The sequence below is a fragment of the Sciscionella marina DSM 45152 genome, assembly GCF_000379465.1.
Taxonomy (GTDB): Bacteria; Actinomycetota; Actinomycetes; order Mycobacteriales; family Pseudonocardiaceae; genus Sciscionella; species Sciscionella marina.
In genome coordinates, this window is sequence record NZ_KB905389.1 from 61,705 (window position 1) to 78,387 (window position 16,683).

Here is a 16,683-nt window from a genome sequence, read left to right on the forward strand (position 1 = left end):
TGCAAGGGAACCAATCAGATCAGGAAAGCCATCGTCGGCAGGGCGCGGTCGCTGTCGACCAATTTGACCTTCTTGTAGGACATGCGGAACTCGCCATCGACGATCCGCAGATGATAGGTGACTCTGCCGGCCCAGAACTGTGTTCCGCGCTCTCGCGACTCGGCAACGAAGAAATTCGCGCCGACGACGGTGTCTCCCTTGTCGACACCCAATACTTCGATGTTGGTGAGCAGGCGACGCAGATTCGACGGCGGTGACTGCGAATATCGCTTACCGGTGCGCAGCTGTTTGAGCCTCGTCGAAATCCGGTTTCGATTGTCGTAGATCACCGAGACCTGTGTGCGCGGGTCGTTCGCGTCCTCGTCCGCAGGAACCCAATAGAGCGCGTCGTCGGTCCACAGTGCCTCCCACGCGTCATAGTCGTGCTCGTCGGCATAGCGCGCCTCACGGTACAAGAACAGTTCTATACTACGTAGTTCTTGCTCGGTCGTCCCGTTCACCGACCTTCCTCCATCAATTGCTTGTAGTTGGACCAGAATCCGCGCATTCCGGTTTCGTCAGTCGCGGTGCCGATCGTGAGTCCTCGCTCGTCGACCCGTTCGCGCTTCATCCCCCGGCTGAGGTCGAGCCATTCTGGCCGGAGCTGCTCCACGCCGTGTTGATTGCGTTCATACATTTCGGTGTCGTCGGCCAACAGCATTCCGGCGGGCCCCACCGAACCGATCGACTGGGACACCATCCGCTTGTTCAGCTCCGGCGCACCGCGCAGCTGCACCGCGGTGGCATGCTGGATGCATTCGTTCACCGCGATCGGCTGGATCACGAAGACCTGGATCTCCGCAATGAACAGATTGGGGAAGATCATCACGTGCGGAGCGCCTTCGATGAGGATCCGCTCGGCATCGTCGCCGTACGCCGCGCGCATCGCCGCGACATACTCCGGGACGCGCGATTCCGTAGTCCCGAACCAGCGCATGGGCTCCGCGAAATTCCGGAATTCCGGGCGCAGGTCGTTCTCGCTGTGTCCGTGACCGAGATTGCGGGTGACCGCTGTCGACTTGTCGCTGTAGAGGGCCCCGATGGGGCTCCCCGTGACGCTGAAAATCGAACCGTGCACGAACTGGGGATGATATCCATCGGTCTCGTTCTCGGCGAGCAACTTCCAGTTGGCACGGGTCCGGTGCTTGAGCCAGCCCGCATTGAGTTCGATCTCTCCTTCCGGGGACAGCGCCGCGAGACGATCGATCTCACCGGCCGCGGGACCGAGGTGTTCGGCGAGACTGGGGCCGTCGTGCGCGAAGCTTCCGAATACGAAACCACGGTAGGACTCGACACGCGGGACACTGCCCATGGCGAGGTCGAGCTTGCCTTTGCCGCCGTAACCCTGGTTATACGGGTAACCCAGCAGCTGGCCGTTGTTCCGGTAGGTCCAGCCGTGATACGGACAGCGAAACGAGTTCGAATTCCCGCGCGCATCCTCGCAGACAAGGTTGCCCCGGTGCGCACAACGGTTCAGCAGCAAGTGGACCTGTCCGTCCTTGTCCCTGGTCATCACCAGGTCCTGCGGGCCGATGCTCTTGCGTACATAATCGCCGGGCTCGGGAACTTCGCTGGTGTGCCCGACATAGACCCATCCCTGGTACCAGATGCGCTCCAGCTCCTCGGCAAAAATCGCCGGGTCCGTATAGAGCGAACCGTGCACACGGTCCGGTTGAATGAGCTTCGAGTAGTCGATTCCGGCCGTCGTGCGACCGGCCCGAGAGGTCGTGGCGCTCACGCGTCCACCTTCTTCCCACGATCATCGTTTTCTTCGGCGAGTCGGTGTCTGGCCCACTGCGTCAGCCGGAACTTCTGCACCTTGCCTGTCGGAGTCGTGGGCAGTTCCGAGGCATCCAGCACGAGCACATGCTTGGGCACCTTGAACCTGGCCAGTTTCCGCTTGCAGATGGTGAGGATCTCGTTGGTATCGATCCGTTCGCCTGGTGCGGGGACAATACACACGCAGCCCGCGTCACCCCACCGTGAATCCGGGACCCCGACGGCGAACACCTGGCTGATCGCCGGATGAACCGCGAGGACATCCTCGATCTCTTTCGGCATGATCAGTTCTCCGCCGCTTTTGTACAGTTCCTTACTGCGGCCGGTTATCTCGATGTACCCGTCATCGCGGATCCTGCCGAGATCACCGGAAAGGACCCAGCCGTCCCGTAGCGCCTCGCCGGTTTCCACCGGCTTACGCCAGAAACCGAGCATGTTCGTCGGCCCCTGTGAGGCGAGTTCCCCTTCACTGCCACTCGGAAGATCGTCACCGGTCACCGGATCCACGGTTTTGTACACGGTGATCGCGTCTTCGCCCGCCACGCCAGCGGATCCGGCGAGTTTGGGACGACCGGCCGTCTCCGAGGTCAGCGCGAGCTCGTCTTCGGGCAGGGTCAGCGTCATCGCACCACCACACTCGGTCATTCCGTACCCCGTCACGATCTCGTCCACACCGAATGCCTCGCGAACCTGGCTCCACAGCCAAACCGGAGCAGGTGCCGCACCGGAGAGAATGGCCGAAAGCGAGGAAAGGTCGTACTCGTTCCGGCGCGGGTGTTCGAGCAGCGCCACCGTCATCGTCGGTACGCACAGGATGTCTGTGACCTTGTGCCGCTGGATCCCCTCGAAGTAGCGCACCGCGTCGAAGGACGGCTGCAGCACGACAGCCCCGCCGACCACGGTTGCCGCGAGCAGTCCCTCGATATAACCGAACATGTGATAGCAGGGAAGAGAGAAAAGGATCTTGCGGCCGTCCTCGAAGGCCCTGGTCAAGGCCGAGGCATACGCTGTACGCAAGACGGCGTCATGACTGACGAGCACACCCTTCGGCGAGCCGGTGGTACCGGAGGTGTAGAGCATGTCGCCCACGTCATCCGGTTTCACCGTGTTCTCCGCCAGACCGGGGGCGCCGTCACCGAGTTCACCCAGCCCCTCGATGGTGCGAACGCCTTCGCGCGCACCGCCACCGGTGTCGAACGTGACGACATGACGCAACGCCGGAAGCGAATCACACGAACCGGTCTCCCAGCCTGGCGCGATCTCGTCCAACATCGCGAGATAATCGAGCTCGCCGAACCGGGTCATCGTGATCAGCACCGAGCATTCCGACTGCGCCAGCACATACGACAGTTCGTCCTGGCGATAGAGGTAGTTGAATGGAATCGCCACCGCACCGGCGGCAGCGATGGCGAACTTCAACGGCACGAACTCCAGATAATTCGCCGAGAGCAGGCCGACGCGCGAACCGGGACGCACCCCGAGCGCCGCGAGACCGTCGGCGAGCCTGCGCATCCAACATCGCGTCTCACCATAGGTGAGTGAGCGCTCGTCGGTGATGACGAAGGGGCGATCATGGAATATCGTGGCGCAGCGCTCCAACCAGGAGTCGAGCGTGCGCGGCTCCCATACCTCGAACTCTCGCCGGATTCGAGAACGGCGCTGTTCCACATCCGAACTCACGACAACCTCCGTTATTAATCGTAATTAGATTAAGTACTGTGGCCCGACTTCGCAAGCCCGCGATGGAGACAGCTCGCTCCCCGCCCCCAACCCAGGGCTCGACGGGGAGACGCGTGCCGATCCGCCGTGGCACGGTCGCGGCTCCACCGGCTCGAGACCGACCGGACTGTCCTTCCGATTCGATACATGCCGAACGTCATACGCGGCGACGCCCGCGGCTCCGTGAACAGGCAACGAGCCGGGGCTTGGTGCCTCTCCCATGGACCCACACGCATCCGTCGGTTCGGCTGCTGCCCTTTGACCGGCGAGATCGCCCTCAACCGCGCCCCGGAGAGCGCGGAATTGCCCCGTATGCGGTGAACCGCACCGTCGCGTTCAACGTCCCCGGAAAACGGGTTTACGGTGTTCGTGAAAGGCGGCCACGCCTTCCTCGAAATCCTCGGTGTCGAACAGCTCCGCCTGTGTTCGCACCTCATCCTCGAGGACCGCCAGCGGATCCCTTGGCCAGGCCGCGAGCATCCGCTTGATCTCGGCCAGTGCCAACGGAGGGCCTTCCGCGACGCTTCCCGCTTCCTCGACGGCCCGTTCGAGTGCATGCCCCGGCTCGACAAGCTCGTCGAGCATTCCAAGGTGATAGGCCTGTTCTCCGGGGAGACGACGGGGAAAAAGCATCAGCTGACGTGCTTGGGCAGCACCCACCCGAGCCGGTAAGGAGGCGAAGATGCCCATATCACCGGCGAGCCCCACGCCGGTGAAGGTCGTGCTGAACACGCTGTCGTTCGAGGCGACAATCCGATCACAAGCGAGGGCGAGCGCCGTCCCCGCACCGAAGGCGAACCCTTCGACCGCGGCGATCACCGGCTTCCCACCAGTCCAGACGGCCCGCACGACCCGTTGCGCGGCCTCGGCCCTCGGTACCGTCTGCTCCGATGGTTGCCTGTGCATCGTCGAGATGTCACCACCGGCGCAGAAGGTTCCGCCGTGACCGGTCAGCACTATGGCGCGGATCTGAGGATCGGCCATCGCGGCTTCCAGCCGCTGCGCCAGGACGACCCGCAGCTCGAGATCGATGGCGTTGCGTTTGGCAGGCCTGTTCAGCGCGACGACACGGACAGCCCCGTGATCCTCGCAGAGTACGCAGGAGCCCATCATCACGCTCCGGTGAACTCAGGCGGACGGCGCTCGAGCACTGCCGCCAGGCCTTCTCGGGAGTCGGCCGTACCGGACAACGTCGAGACGACTCTGGCCTCCTCCGGAAGTTGTTCTTCAAGCGAAGCCCCGATCCCGCGCCACAGCAGCCGTTTCGTTTCCGCGATCGCCCGGGGCGCCCCTACCGCGATCTGACCGGCGAGGGCGCGGGTCTCGGCCGCCAGCTCCCCATCAGGGACGACCGCGGTCAGCAGGCCGATCTCCTTGGCCTGCGCGGCAGTCAGGGTCGGATTGGTCAACAGGATCTCGGTCGCCTTGCGGAATCCGACCAGCCGCGACAGCGTGACCGAAGCACCCGCGTCCGGCGCCATGCCTACCCGGACCGCACCGGACATGAGCTTCGCCGATTCGGCGGCGATGACCAGATCGGCGGCGCAGACCAACCCGAATCCGCCGCCCCCCGCAGCGAAGCCGTGCACCGAGGCGATGACCGGCGGGCGCAGTTGGGTCAACGCGGATACGGTGATCTGAAGCCAGGCGGTCGCCTCCCGCAGATAGTCCGGCAACTGCTCACCCTTGTCAGCGAACGTCCGGACATCACCGCCCGCGCAGAAGTGCGCCCCTTCACCGGAGAGAACCAGCACCCGCGCCCTCGGCTCCCCGTGCACCCGCAGGATGGCGCTGTGCATCGACCGCAGGAACTCCACGTTCATGCCGTTGGCGGCATCGGGACGGTTCAATCGAAGCCAGGCGATCCCCTGGTCATCGAGATTCAACAGCACTGGGCCGGACCCGATCAGTTGCTCGGCCATATCAGGCTCCCTTCCGCTTGAATGCGGCGATACCGGCGTGCGCCGCCGAACCGCCGACATGCTCCACGACGGTCTCCTGCTCCCCCGCGATACCGTCCGCCAGGGACTGCTCCAGCCCCCGATACACCAGTTTTTTGATCGTGGCGAGTGCGCCGCGATCCTTGTCCGCCATTCGCTTCGTGAACGCTTCGAGATCCTGTTCGAAACGCTCGGGTGCCAGACTTCGGTAGGCCAGTCCCCATTCGGCCGCCTGTGCTCCGGTAAGCCGCTCCCCCGAAAGCAGCAGCCCGAGCGCTCGCTGCCTGCCGAGCAGCCGAGGCAGGCGCTGCGAACTCCCCCCGCCCGGCACCTGACCGAAGTTGACATGGTTGTCCGCAATCCGCGCGTCGTCGCGAACCACAGCGAGATCACAGGCCTGCATGAGCTCGAACCCACCGGCCATGGCATAACCCTCGACAGCCGCGATGACCGGAACGGGCAACTCGGCGATCGCCGCACAGGCACGCCCGAAATGTTCGAACAGGGGGCGCAGGCCTTCCCTACCCTGGTCCCGCAACCGTTCGAGCTCATGGAAGTCGCCTCCGACACAGAAATTGCCCCCGGCACCGCGGATCACGATCACGTTCACCGCCTCGGACATCTCCCGCAGCGCCCGTTCGAGTTGAGACCCGAGTTCCACCGTGACGGCGTTCATGGCCTCGGGCCGGTCGAGTAGGATGTGTCCGACCGCGTCCTCGATCCTGCCCGCGACGACCACGTTGCCTTGTTCCTTCACGGGCCTCACCTATTCCGGTAGTCGGGCGTTCGCCGTTGGGTCCGGGCGGCCATCGACTCGGCCATATCCTCGCTTCTGGAAGCGAGCAGCTGATTGCGGTTCTCGTTGTCGATCGCCGCACGCAGCGAGGATGCATCCTGCCCGGTCCGGAGCGCTTGTTTGGTGAGCCGGACACCGAAGGGGCTGTTGGCTCCGATCTCGCCGGCAAGCTCCAACGCCGCTGTGTGCAGTAGTTCCGGTTCGCAGATGCTGTTGACCAAGCCCAGCCGCGCGGCCTGTTCTCCACCGAGCTCTCTGCCGGTCAGCATCAGCTCGGCTGCCACGCCGCTTCCTACCACCCTTGGCAGTGTCCACGACAGTCCCATATCGGCACCCGAGAGTCCGATCCGCACGAATGCCGCCGCGAACCTCGACCGCTGCGTCGCGACACGCAGGTCCGCCGCCAACGCCAGCGACATGCCCGCTCCCACCGCGGGACCATCGACCGCCGCGATCACCGGTACCGCGAGCTCGGCGAGCCGTGCGGTTGTCAACGCCCAGTTCTGCTGAGCGGAAAGCAACTCAGGCAACGGTAGTGCCCACGTGCCTTCGATCTCCTCGAGATCGAAGCCCGAGCAGAACGCCGTTCCCGCACCCGCGAGCACGACCACGCGGACGTCCGGGTCGGCCGAGATCCGGTCGAGCGCACCGCCGAGCCCACTCATCAGCTCGGCGGTCAGCGCATTCGAGCGATGCGGGCGGTTCAGGGTCAGGCGCACGACACCCGGATCCGGCTCGTCGAGCGCCAGCACATCATCCCCACCCGGCTCGCGTTCACCCATCGTCACATCAATCGCCCCCCGCCGACCTCTAGCACCGCTCCGGTCATGTAGCTCGAGAGGTCAGATGCCAGGAACAGCACCGCGCCCGCCACCTCCTCCGGCAGACCGGCACGGCGCATCGGAATCGCGGCCTCGCGCTCGGCGAAAACCTCCGGTGACATGGCTGCGGTCATCGGCGTGCGGATTAACCCGGGCTGCACGGCGTTGACTCGCACACCCTTGTGTGCCAGTTCCTTCGCCGCCGACTTGGTGAGTCCGACGATGCCCGCTTTGGCGGCGCTGTAATTGGTCTGCCCCGGGTTACCGGATTTACCGGAGAGCGAGGAGAGATTGACGATCGATCCGCCGCCCGCGTCCCGCATGATGTTCGAGGCGGCACGAATCCCCAGCCAACTTCCCTTGAGGTGCACGTCGATGACCGCGGCGAAATCTTGGATGGTCATTTTCCGCAGCGAGGAGTCCCGCGTTATCCCGGCATTGTTGACAAGAATGTCCAGCGAGCCGAACGATTCGAGAGCCTCACTCAGCATGGCGTCCACGGAGCCTTCGTCGGTGACATCGCAGCGAAGCGGCAGCGCGGCAGATCCCAGCGCGGCGGCCGCCCCGGCCGCGGCGTCGCCATCCATGTCCGCGACGGCCACCTTCGCTCCATGTTCGTACAACGACTCGGCGATGGCGAACCCGATACCCTGCGCGGCACCGGTGACGACGGCCGCGCGCCCGGCGAGTAGAGCGCTCACTGGATGTACCGCACGATCGACTCGATCACCGCGGCCGGCCGCTCGGATCCTTGCACCTCGAGCGTGGTGGACAGCTTCGCCTGCACGGCACCGTCCAGCGGGTGCACCTCGGCCAGTTTCGAGGACGCACGCAGTTTCGCGCCGACCGGAACCGGCTCCGGAAAGCGCACCTTGTCGAGGCCGTAATTGATCGCCATCGAGACGTTATCGACACGGTAGATCTCGTGCAGGAATGTCGGTAGCAAGCCCAAGGTGAGCAGACCGTGCGCGATCGTCGTGCCGAACGGACCCTGCGCCGCCCGCTGCGTGTCCACGTGAATCCACTGGTGGTCACCGGTGGCGTCGGCGAAGGTGTTCACCCGCTGCTGGTCGACCATCATCCAGTCGCTGGTGCCCAGTTGCTCACCGGCAGCAGCCGATAGCTCGGCGATGCCGTCGAAGACCCTCATCCACATACTCCATCCAGCGACTCCATATTTTAAATTGAACATAAATTCGATAGCATGACCTTGTCAACCGAAGGCCCTCCTCAGACAAGGAAGTAAGGAATGGATCTCGGCCTGCGCGGCGCTCGCGTTCTGATCACCGGCGGCGCATCGAACATCGGACGGGGCATCGTGCACGGTTTCGCGGCCGAGGAGTCCCGCGTCATGATCTGCGATATCGATGGCGAGCAGGCAGCTAAAGTCCGCGCCGAGGCCCTGGATCTCGGCGCGGCCGAAGCCGAAGTGGCCGCCGTCGATCTCACCAAAGAGTCGGCGAGTACCGCGGTGGTCGAACAGCTCATCGAACGGTGGGGTGGGGTCGACGTGCTGGTGAACAACGCGGGCTGGAGCGTCCCTGGTTTTCTCGCCGAGGACACCGACCGCCAGCGCTGGCAGCGGCTGGTCGAGGTCAATCTGTTCGCCGCCATCGAGTGCACCCAGGCCGCAATCGAGCCGATGCGCGAGAGCGGACACGGCTCGATCGTGTTCATCGCCAGCGACGCCGCATTCGGCGAGGTACGGCAGGGAGTGTACGGCGCGACCAAGGCGAGCCTGTTGGCCCTGGCCCGCACGACCGCGAAAGAACACGGCAGGCACGGCATCCGCGCCAACGTCGTCTGCCCGGGCCTGGTGTTGCCGGAGAGCGAGAGCGCCGTGGGAGAGGGCAGCCTCTGGGCCGGGGGCCGTGACTCGGTGTTCAACGAAAAGCAGATCGCGTCTTTGACGAAGGGCATTCCGCTGCGCAGGCTGACAACCGCCGCCGATGTCGCCAATGCCGTGGTATGGACCGCCTCCGATATCGCCGCGCGGCAGATGACCGGACAAGTCTTCTCCATCAGCGGCGGCTACTCCATGCCGTGAACCACGCCACGACACAGTGCCAAGCAACAAGGTGGTCGATATGGAAACCGCGCCGACAACCAGGTCCCGCCTGTTGGCCGCTGCCGCGAAAATTTTGAGTGAGAAAGGATACTCGTCCACCCGGTTGACCGACATCGCCGAACAGGCCGGACTGCGCACTCCGGCCGTCTATTACTACTTCGCATCCCGCGAGGCGCTCATCGCCGAGGTCATGAAAGTGGGCCAGCTCAGGCTTCGCGAGCATGTCGAATCCGCGCTCGCCGCACTGCCGGAGCGCAAGACGCCGATGGACCGCATCTGCACCGCGGTACAGGCGCACCTGCAGGTCGAGCTACAGCTCTCGGACTTCGCCACCGCCGTGACCCGGAACATCGGCCAGCTTCCCCAGGCGATACAGGAACGGCTCCGCAACGACGGAATAGCCTACATCGCGCTCTGGAGGGGGCTGCTGGAGGACGCGCGGGAAGCGCGGGAGATCCGGCCTGATGTGGACCTCCGGGCGGCACGAATGCTGGTGATGGGTGCGCTGAACTGGATGCCGGAGTGGTGGGATGAACGACAGGGATCAATCACCGAAACCGTTTCCACAGCGCAAAGCATCGTCCGGCACGGATTGTCCACATTACCGGTGCGAGAATAATTGAATATATGTTAAATTCGTTGAGTCCTACCTATCTCCACCGAAGGAGTAGCCATGCCTGAGGCGTACATCGTCGACGCCGTTCGCACACCGGTCGGCCGGCGCAACGGCGGTCTCGCACAAACGCACCCGGCCGATCTCGGCGCTCATGTGATCAGGGTCCTGGCCGAGCGAGGCGATTTCGATCCGGCCGCGGTCGACGACGTCATCTTCGGCTGTCTCGACGCGATCGGTTCCCAAGCGGGGGACATCGCGCGTACCAGCGCGCTTGCCGCCGGCCTGCCGGATACCGTCCCGGGGGTCACGATCGACCGGCAGTGCGGCTCTTCACAACAGGCGGTGCATTTCGCCGCGCAAGCGGTCATGAGCGGCACCGACGACCTGATCATCGCCGGCGGCGTCCAGAAGATGAGTCAGTTTCCTATTTTGAGCTCATTCGTCGCCGGGGAACCGTACGGCGCCACGGACCCCTGGTCAGGATCACAAGGGTGGAAGGACCGGTACGGCGAGCAGGAGATCAGCCAGTTCCACTCGGCGGAGACCATCGCGGAGCAGTTCGGATTCGAGCGCTCCGATATGGAGCAGTTCGCCCTGCGCAGCCATCAACGTGCCGTGCAGGCCCAAGAGCAGGGACGCTTCGACGCGGAGATCACACCGCTCGACGGTATCAAGCAGGACGAGGGACCACGGGCTGACACCACAGCGGAGAAGATGGCAGGGCTGAAGACCTTGGTTCCCGATGGCAGGCTGACAGCCGCGGTGTCCAGTCAGATATCGGATGCTTCGGCGGCACTGCTGATCGCCTCCCCCGAAGCGGTCCGCAGGCACGGTTTGACACCACGGGCGCGCATCCACCACCTTTCGGTACTCGGCGCCGATCCGGTCAACCTGCTGATCGCCCCGCTTCCGGCAACGCGGCGGGCACTGGCCAAGGCAGGACTGAGCGCCGACGACATCGACCTGTTCGAGGTGAACGAGGCGTTCGCCAGCGTGGTCATGGCCTGGCTGCGGGAGATCGGGGCCGACCCGCAACGAACCAACGTCAACGGCGGCGCCATCGCGCTCGGCCACCCGCTCGGTGCCTCGGGTGCCAGGATCATGACCACCCTGCTCCACGAACTGGAGCGCACCGGAGGACGGTACGGCCTGCAGACCATGTGCGAAGGCGGTGGGCAGGCAAACGTCACCATCATCGAACGGCTCGGGTGAGCGCGTGCGGAGGCGACTGTATACCGACGATCACGAGGCATACCGGGAGACGGTGCGCGAATTCCTCGCCCGCGAGGTCGTTCCGCACCATCCGAGGTGGGAGGCGGACAGGTGGATAGACCGCTCCGTGTTCTCCGAGGCGGCCAAATACGGCATCTACGGGCTGCAGATCCCACAGGAATACGGTGGAGCGGGAGAGCCCGACTATCGGTACCGCATGGTGGTCACCGAGGAAATCGCCCGCGTCCATGCCCTCTCGTTCGCGCTGACCATATCGTTACAGGACGACCTGGTGCTGCACTATCTGCTCGACCTCTGCACCGATGAGCAGAAGCGGCGCTGGCTTCCCGGATTCGCCACCGGGGAGCTCATCGGCGCGCTGGCCATGACCGAGCCGGGAGCGGGAAGCGATCTGCGGGGCATCCGGACTACGGCACGCAAGGATGGCGCCGACTGGATACTCAACGGCCAGAAAACCTTCATCAGCAGCGGGATCATGGCTGATGCCGTGATCGTGGCGGCCAGAACGGACCCGGAGGCCGGTTCCAAAGGATTCAGCCTGTTCGTCGTCGAATGGGACATGCCGGGGTTCCGGCGCGGCAGGAAACTGGACAAGATCGGCCTGCCCGCTCAAGACACGGCGGAACTGTTCTTCGAGGATGTGCGCTTACCGGCACAGAACCTGCTCGGTACCGAGGGAAGGGGCCTACACCATCTGATGAGCCATCTGCCGAGAGAACGCCTCGGAGTATCGGCGAAGGCGATCGCCACCTGCCGCGCCGTTTTCGAGGAGACCCGGCGATACTGCTTCGACCGGCAGGCTTTCGGTCAGCGGCTGGGAGAATTCCAGCACGTCCGGTTCGAACTCGCCGAGATGACGACCGAGATCGATGTCGCCGAATCCTATGTCGACCGATCCGCGCTCGCGTTCAACGAGGGTGAGCTGACCGCGGTCGACGCAGCCAAGGGGAAATGGTACGTCAGCGAACTGCAAAGCCGGGTGGTCGACCGCTGCCTGCAGTTGCACGGCGGATACGGCTATATGGCGGAGTTCCCGATTGCCAGGGCGTTTCTGGACACCAGGATCGAAACCATCTACGGCGGTACGACCGCCATCATGAAGGAAATCATCGGCCGTGAGCTGGAGGGCTGACCACCGGACCGGGCTGTCCTGGAGCTGACGCGCGGGGCGGCCCGGTTCGAGTGTCTGAGGAACCCGCGGGCGTGCGAGGATCCTTCACAGGCGTTCAGGTGTCGCCGCGGTCGGCACGGAGACGCTCAGGCCGACCCCACCGAGCCGCCCCGCTGACGAGAGCCACAACCGCCCTCCGAGCCGCTGTGCTTCCGCGGTGAGGCTCGCGAGCCCGATCTTCAGGCCCGCGGACCTGCTGAGTGTCGCGCGGATCGCCGCGGCCTCACCGGTACCGTCATCTTCGACGAGGATCGTCCACCACGCACGGCCCCTGCGCACGGTCACCAGTGCCTCGCTCGCCTCGGCGTGTTTGACGACGTTCGCGATGCCTTCCCGCGCGGTGCGCACGACAAGCTCGGCGCCGTCAGGCCCCGGATCCGGCCCAGCCCCTTCAAGTCTGACGTCGACCGTGAGGTCCCCGCGACTGGCCGTCTGTTCGACACAGGCGCGGATCCGGTCCACGACCGTCATCCTCTGCCGCGGCAAATTGCCTTCGAGCATGCCCGTCAGCAGTCCCCGCAGCTCCAGGGAGCTCTTGTGCAGGTTCGAGGCGATACGACCGAGTTGATCCGCGACACCGGCCGGGACGCCCGCAGCGCATGCCGATTCCTCCACATCCATGCTCGCGGCGAACAGCTCCTGGGCGACACCGTCATGAAGTTCGGCCGCGGCAACACGCAACACCCTGCGCAGCTCTGTACTGCTCATCTCCGTTTGATCATCAGCTGGAATCACGTTCTCCTCCTGGGCGAGAAGCCCGCCTCCCGAGGGTCTGTCCTGCTTCGCAGACTCGGCCGGGGCCGCCGCGATGTTCAGCCGATCGTGCAGGGCATCGACTTGACACCGCGGACAAAGTTGCCGACCAGATAGCTGGGCTCCCCGACTTCGAGATCCGGGACCCGGTGCAGCAGCTGGTCGAAGATCGCCCGAAGCTGTGTCTTCGCCAGCATGTTGCCCATGCAGAAATGCACTCCACCGCCACCGAAACCGACATGCTGATTGGGTTTACGCGTGATATCGAAACGGTAGGGGTCGGTGAAGACGCGCTCGTCGCGATTGCCCGAGGAGTAGAAGAGGACCACCCACTCTCCCGCGGAGATGTGCTGCCCGTGCAGCTCGACGTCCTTGACCACCGTCCTGCGGAAGGTCATCACCGGAGTCACCCAGCGCACGAATTCCTCGATGGCGGTACCGATACGGCCGTCGAAGTCCTCGAGCAGCAGCGCCCGCTGATCGGGGAAATCACTGAACGCCTTGGTCGCGAGGCTGATGGTGTTGCGAGTCGTGTCGTTGCCCGCGACGGAAAGCAGCACAAAGAAGGCGCCGATCTCCTCGTCGGTCAGCCGCTGGCCGTCGACCTCTGCCTGAACGAGGTTGGTCATCAGGTCATCCGCGGGATGTGCCCTGCGGTGCTCGGCGAATTCCAGTCCGATACTGAGCAGCGTCACCAGGGAATCATTGAGCACGGTCCCGGGCTCACGTCCGGCGGCGACCTCCTCGTCGGCCCAGGAGACCATACCGTCGGCGGCATGAGCGGCGCTCTCCCGCTCTTGCATGGGCAGTCCCATCATCTCGTAGATGGTCCACATCGGCAGTTTCTTGGAGACCTGCTGGACGAAATCACAGTCACCGGCATCGAGAAGACCGTCCACGATCCGCGTGGCCTGGTTCTTGATCTGCTCCTCGATCTTCACCACCTGTTTCGGCGTGAAGGCGGCGCTGACCAGCTTGCGCAGCCGGGTATGCCGCGGAGGGTCCATACCGAGAAAGGACTGCGCCGCGTCCAGAATCTCGTCCGGCACCTCTTCTTGCTGCACTCCGTATGCCGAGGAGAAGATATCGTGTTCCTTGCTGACTTTCCGGATGTCCTCGTTGCGTACCACTGCCCAGATACCGTCCTGCTGCGGCGGCATGAGTGAGCCTTCCAGTGGCCGGTGCCAGCTGATGGGGCGCTTTTCGCGCAGTTCGCGAAAAGTGGTCTCCCGTTCCTCCGCGGTCGCCGCCCAGAAGGACAGCGAAGAGACCGGCAAGGAATCGTAGTCGCGCTGTGTTTGTGTGGTGGTCATGTAAATTCCTCTCACCTGGCTCAAGCGGTCGCCGGGGACAGATAACGATCGCGGATCTCACGTTTGAGCAGTTTGCCCGTCGGCGTCCTCGGCAGATCGTCGACGAAATCGACACTCTTCGGTGCCTTGTAGTGGGCGATGCGCTCGCGGACGTAGTCGACCAGCTCGGCACCGAGTCCCGGGGCGGCATCGACGCCTTGCGCCGGCTGGACCACCGCCTTGACCTGCTCGCCCATCTCGGCGTCGGGGATACCGATGACGGCGACGTCGTGCACCTTGGGATGCAGCGTGAGAACGTCTTCGATCTCCTGCGGGTAGATGTTGACCCCACCGGAGATGATCATGAACGCCTTGCGGTCGGTGAGAAACAGGTATCCTTCCTCATCCACGAAGCCCATGTCACCGACACAGGTCCAGTTCTCATGCCGGGGATGTTGCGCGGAGCTCGTCTTCGCCGGATCGTTGTGGTATACGAACGGCAGCTCATCCCGTTCGAAGTAGACCAGCCCCACCTCACCGGAGGACAACTCATCCCCGTCGTCGTCGCAGATGTGGATGGTCCCCAGGGCGGCGCGGCCGACCGAACCCGGTTTGCGCAGCCACTGTTGGGTGTCGATGAACGTGATGCCGTTCGCTTCGGTCGAGGCGTAGTACTCGTGCACGATCGGGCCCCACCACTCGACCATCCGGCGCTTCACCTCCACCGGGCACGGTGCCGCGGCGTGGACCGCGACCCTGAGCGAGGAGAGGTCGTGAGCGGACCTGGTTTCCTCCGGCAGCTGCAACATGCGCACGAACATGGTCGGCACCATCTGGGTCACCGTCACCCGGTACTGTTCGATCGCGGCCAGCGCCTGCTGCGCATCGAATTTCTCCATCACCACGACGGTGGCTCCGAGGGAGTGGAAGACACCACACCAACGCAGCGGGGCTGTGTGATAGAGCGGCGCCGGCGAGAGATAGACGTCCTCGTCGCTGGCTCCGTAGAACTTCTGGACCAGCGGCAGCAGTACGTCCCCGGCCTCGTCTACCCGCCGTTCCGGCAGCGGCTGTTTCACGCCTTTGGGACGGCCCGTCGTACCGGAGGAGTACAGCATCTCGGCGCCTCGCGGCTGATCGTCGAGTACCGGCTGCGCCGATTCCAGCGCCTGCTCATAGGATTCGTAGCCCGGTATCGCACCGCCGAAGGCGAAACGGCGCTCGACCCGAGGAGTGGAAGGTACGATCTGCTCTCCCACGGTCTGCATCGTCGCGGACACCACCAGGACACGCGCTCCGCTGTCAGCGACGATATAAGCCACCTCGTCCGCGGACAAGTGTCGGTTGATCGCGGTGATGTGCAGGCCCGATCGTATCGCCGCCCAGTACACCTCGAAACATTCGAGCGTGTTCTCGGACAGCAGTGCGAGCACATCACCCCGGTTCAGACCTGAATCGCGCAGCGCGGCGGCGAATTTCGCCGAACGCTCATCCAACTGACGGTAGGTCAGTGTCCGCTTCGACCCCGCCATGACGACGGCGGGCTTGTCGGGGGTTTGCTGCGCGTGAGTACCCGGGTACATGGGAATCCGCCTCTCGAAATCGTCCGTCCATCAATCCGCCGCATAGCCGGTCCGCGACGGCCGCCGTCCGGTGTTGCGATGCTTGCCGTCGCGAATCACATCGCGGTGGCGCCGGACCAGCGCCCCAAGCCATCCAGGACCTTCAGACCAGCAGATCCTCACGACCGTCATTGCGCAGGTTTTCGATGTATACGGGATAGAGCTTCTTGGCCATCGGAGCAAGCTTCAACAGGTCCGCGACGTTGCCGTCGACGGTGATCCGTCCCCTCGCCATGGCAAATGGCAGATTGACCTTGCCCTGCCAGTAGGCGTTGGCGGTCTCGCCTTTCATCGACATCGTCGCGCCCGGACTGGAGCTCTCGGCGTCCTGGTGAACGCGCTGCCCCACCATGTCGACGATCAGGACGGAATCCGGCTCCGTGAATGCGAACTTGAGTACGAGTCCCGTATCGGCCAATTTCGGGCCGATCTCCTCGTCTTTGAACGCTGTTTCGAAGATGCCGCCGATGTAACGACGCACCTCTTCATCATCGCTGAACGACACAATGCCCTCCACGTCTCTGTGGCATCAGTGGATCGTCTCGGACCGATCCGGATCGCTGCGATGTTAGCTGATTTTTAATTCCTATTCAATCCAGTGCGGTATCGCCTGCGGAGAGGTGGGCGGCACCCTGGCGGCCAGTGCCGATCCCGCCCCCTCCTGCCGCACGTCGGAATGGCTCCCGAGCAACTTCTTTCGCCTTGTTCGCCATGCCGGTCGAGCACCGGCCCGTACACGCTGGAAAACCCACGACCCCAAGCGGATCCGCCGGTCTCATTCAGCCGCCCGGTCAGCCACGGTTCTTCGCACAGCCGGCCCCAGCGGCCTCGTGC

17 protein-coding genes are annotated in these 16,683 nt (G+C 64.2%); 4 read left to right on the plus strand and 13 right to left on the minus strand.

Translation table 11 applies throughout. The annotated features are described in order from the left end of the window. Positions 1–14 precede the first annotated feature (14 nt). The 9 genes from A37U_RS0115340 to A37U_RS0115380 all read right to left on the minus strand — a co-directional run bounded on the left by A37U_RS0115340 (position 15) and on the right by A37U_RS0115380 (position 8,244). Positions 15–500: an aromatic-ring-hydroxylating dioxygenase subunit beta gene (locus A37U_RS0115340; protein WP_020497528.1), complete on the minus strand. Its 486-nt coding sequence runs from the start codon at positions 498–500 to the stop codon at positions 15–17. Then, positions 497–1,777 carry an aromatic ring-hydroxylating oxygenase subunit alpha gene (locus A37U_RS0115345; protein WP_020497529.1) on the minus strand — a complete coding sequence of 427 codons (1,281 nt, stop codon included), beginning with the start codon at positions 1,775–1,777 and terminating at the stop codon, positions 497–499. The genes A37U_RS0115340 and A37U_RS0115345 overlap by 4 nt, the downstream gene beginning before the upstream one ends. Beyond that, positions 1,774–3,498: a class I adenylate-forming enzyme family protein gene (locus A37U_RS0115350; protein WP_020497530.1), complete on the minus strand. Its 1,725-nt coding sequence runs from the start codon at positions 3,496–3,498 to the stop codon at positions 1,774–1,776. Before A37U_RS0115350 ends, A37U_RS0115345 begins: the two co-directional genes overlap by 4 nt. 375 nt (positions 3,499–3,873) lie before the next feature. Next, positions 3,874–4,647, minus strand: a complete 774-nt coding sequence (locus tag A37U_RS0115355; protein ID WP_157182847.1) for an enoyl-CoA hydratase/isomerase family protein — start codon at positions 4,645–4,647, stop codon at positions 3,874–3,876. 2 nt (positions 4,648–4,649) lie between these two features. Further along, positions 4,650–5,459, minus strand: a complete 810-nt coding sequence (locus A37U_RS0115360; RefSeq protein ID WP_020497532.1) for an enoyl-CoA hydratase/isomerase family protein — start codon at positions 5,457–5,459, stop codon at positions 4,650–4,652. Position 5,460: 1 nt separating this feature from the next. After that, the gene (locus A37U_RS0115365) at positions 5,461–6,234 is read right to left on the minus strand and encodes an enoyl-CoA hydratase/isomerase family protein (protein WP_020497533.1); all 774 of its coding nucleotides are present in this window, start codon (positions 6,232–6,234) and stop codon (positions 5,461–5,463) included. A gap of 5 nt (positions 6,235–6,239) precedes the next feature. Beyond that, a complete protein-coding gene (locus A37U_RS0115370) occupies positions 6,240–7,055 on the minus strand; it encodes an enoyl-CoA hydratase/isomerase family protein (protein ID WP_020497534.1) in 816 nt (271 codons plus the stop codon). Between the two features lie 2 nt (positions 7,056–7,057). Next, a complete protein-coding gene (gene fabG, locus A37U_RS0115375; RefSeq protein WP_020497535.1) occupies positions 7,058–7,795 on the minus strand; it encodes a 3-oxoacyl-ACP reductase FabG in 738 nt (245 codons plus the stop codon). Further along, positions 7,792–8,244, minus strand: coding sequence for a MaoC family dehydratase (locus A37U_RS0115380; protein WP_020497536.1), 453 nt, complete (start codon positions 8,242–8,244; stop codon positions 7,792–7,794). Before A37U_RS0115380 ends, fabG begins: the two co-directional genes overlap by 4 nt. Before the next feature lie 99 nt (positions 8,245–8,343). Here A37U_RS0115380 and A37U_RS0115385 point away from each other — a divergent pair, with 99 nt between their 5' ends. The 4 genes from A37U_RS0115385 to A37U_RS0115400 are packed head-to-tail and all read left to right on the plus strand — an operon-like array spanning position 8,344 to position 12,143. Then, the gene (locus tag A37U_RS0115385) at positions 8,344–9,141 is read left to right on the plus strand and encodes an SDR family NAD(P)-dependent oxidoreductase (RefSeq protein ID WP_020497537.1); all 798 of its coding nucleotides are present in this window, start codon (positions 8,344–8,346) and stop codon (positions 9,139–9,141) included. Positions 9,142–9,181: 40 nt separating this feature from the next. Further along, positions 9,182–9,781: a TetR/AcrR family transcriptional regulator gene (locus tag A37U_RS0115390; protein WP_082469026.1), complete on the plus strand. Its 600-nt coding sequence runs from the start codon at positions 9,182–9,184 to the stop codon at positions 9,779–9,781. 54 nt (positions 9,782–9,835) lie between these two features. Then, entirely contained in the window at positions 9,836–10,990 is a 1,155-nt protein-coding gene (locus A37U_RS0115395) for an acetyl-CoA C-acetyltransferase (RefSeq protein ID WP_020497539.1), read from the plus strand. A 4-nt stretch (positions 10,991–10,994) separates the two neighbouring features. Continuing rightward, complete coding sequence (locus tag A37U_RS0115400) at positions 10,995–12,143, plus strand: acyl-CoA dehydrogenase family protein (RefSeq protein WP_020497540.1); 1,149 nt, start codon at positions 10,995–10,997, stop codon at positions 12,141–12,143. An 84-nt stretch (positions 12,144–12,227) separates the two neighbouring features. Here A37U_RS0115400 and A37U_RS0115405 read toward each other — a convergent pair whose 3' ends face one another. The 4 genes from A37U_RS0115405 to A37U_RS0115420 all read right to left on the minus strand — a co-directional run bounded on the left by A37U_RS0115405 (position 12,228) and on the right by A37U_RS0115420 (position 16,366). Further along, positions 12,228–12,890, minus strand: coding sequence for a sensor histidine kinase (locus A37U_RS0115405; protein WP_020497541.1), 663 nt, complete (start codon positions 12,888–12,890; stop codon positions 12,228–12,230). Between the two features lie 104 nt (positions 12,891–12,994). Next, positions 12,995–14,248, minus strand: coding sequence for a cytochrome P450 (locus tag A37U_RS0115410; protein WP_020497542.1), 1,254 nt, complete (start codon positions 14,246–14,248; stop codon positions 12,995–12,997). 20 nt (positions 14,249–14,268) lie between these two features. Beyond that, positions 14,269–15,810 carry an acyl-CoA synthetase gene (locus A37U_RS0115415; RefSeq protein WP_020497543.1) on the minus strand — a complete coding sequence of 514 codons (1,542 nt, stop codon included), beginning with the start codon at positions 15,808–15,810 and terminating at the stop codon, positions 14,269–14,271. A 142-nt stretch (positions 15,811–15,952) separates the two neighbouring features. After that, the gene (locus tag A37U_RS0115420) at positions 15,953–16,366 is read right to left on the minus strand and encodes an SCP2 sterol-binding domain-containing protein (protein ID WP_240437593.1); all 414 of its coding nucleotides are present in this window, start codon (positions 16,364–16,366) and stop codon (positions 15,953–15,955) included. Positions 16,367–16,683: the final 317 nt, after the last annotated feature.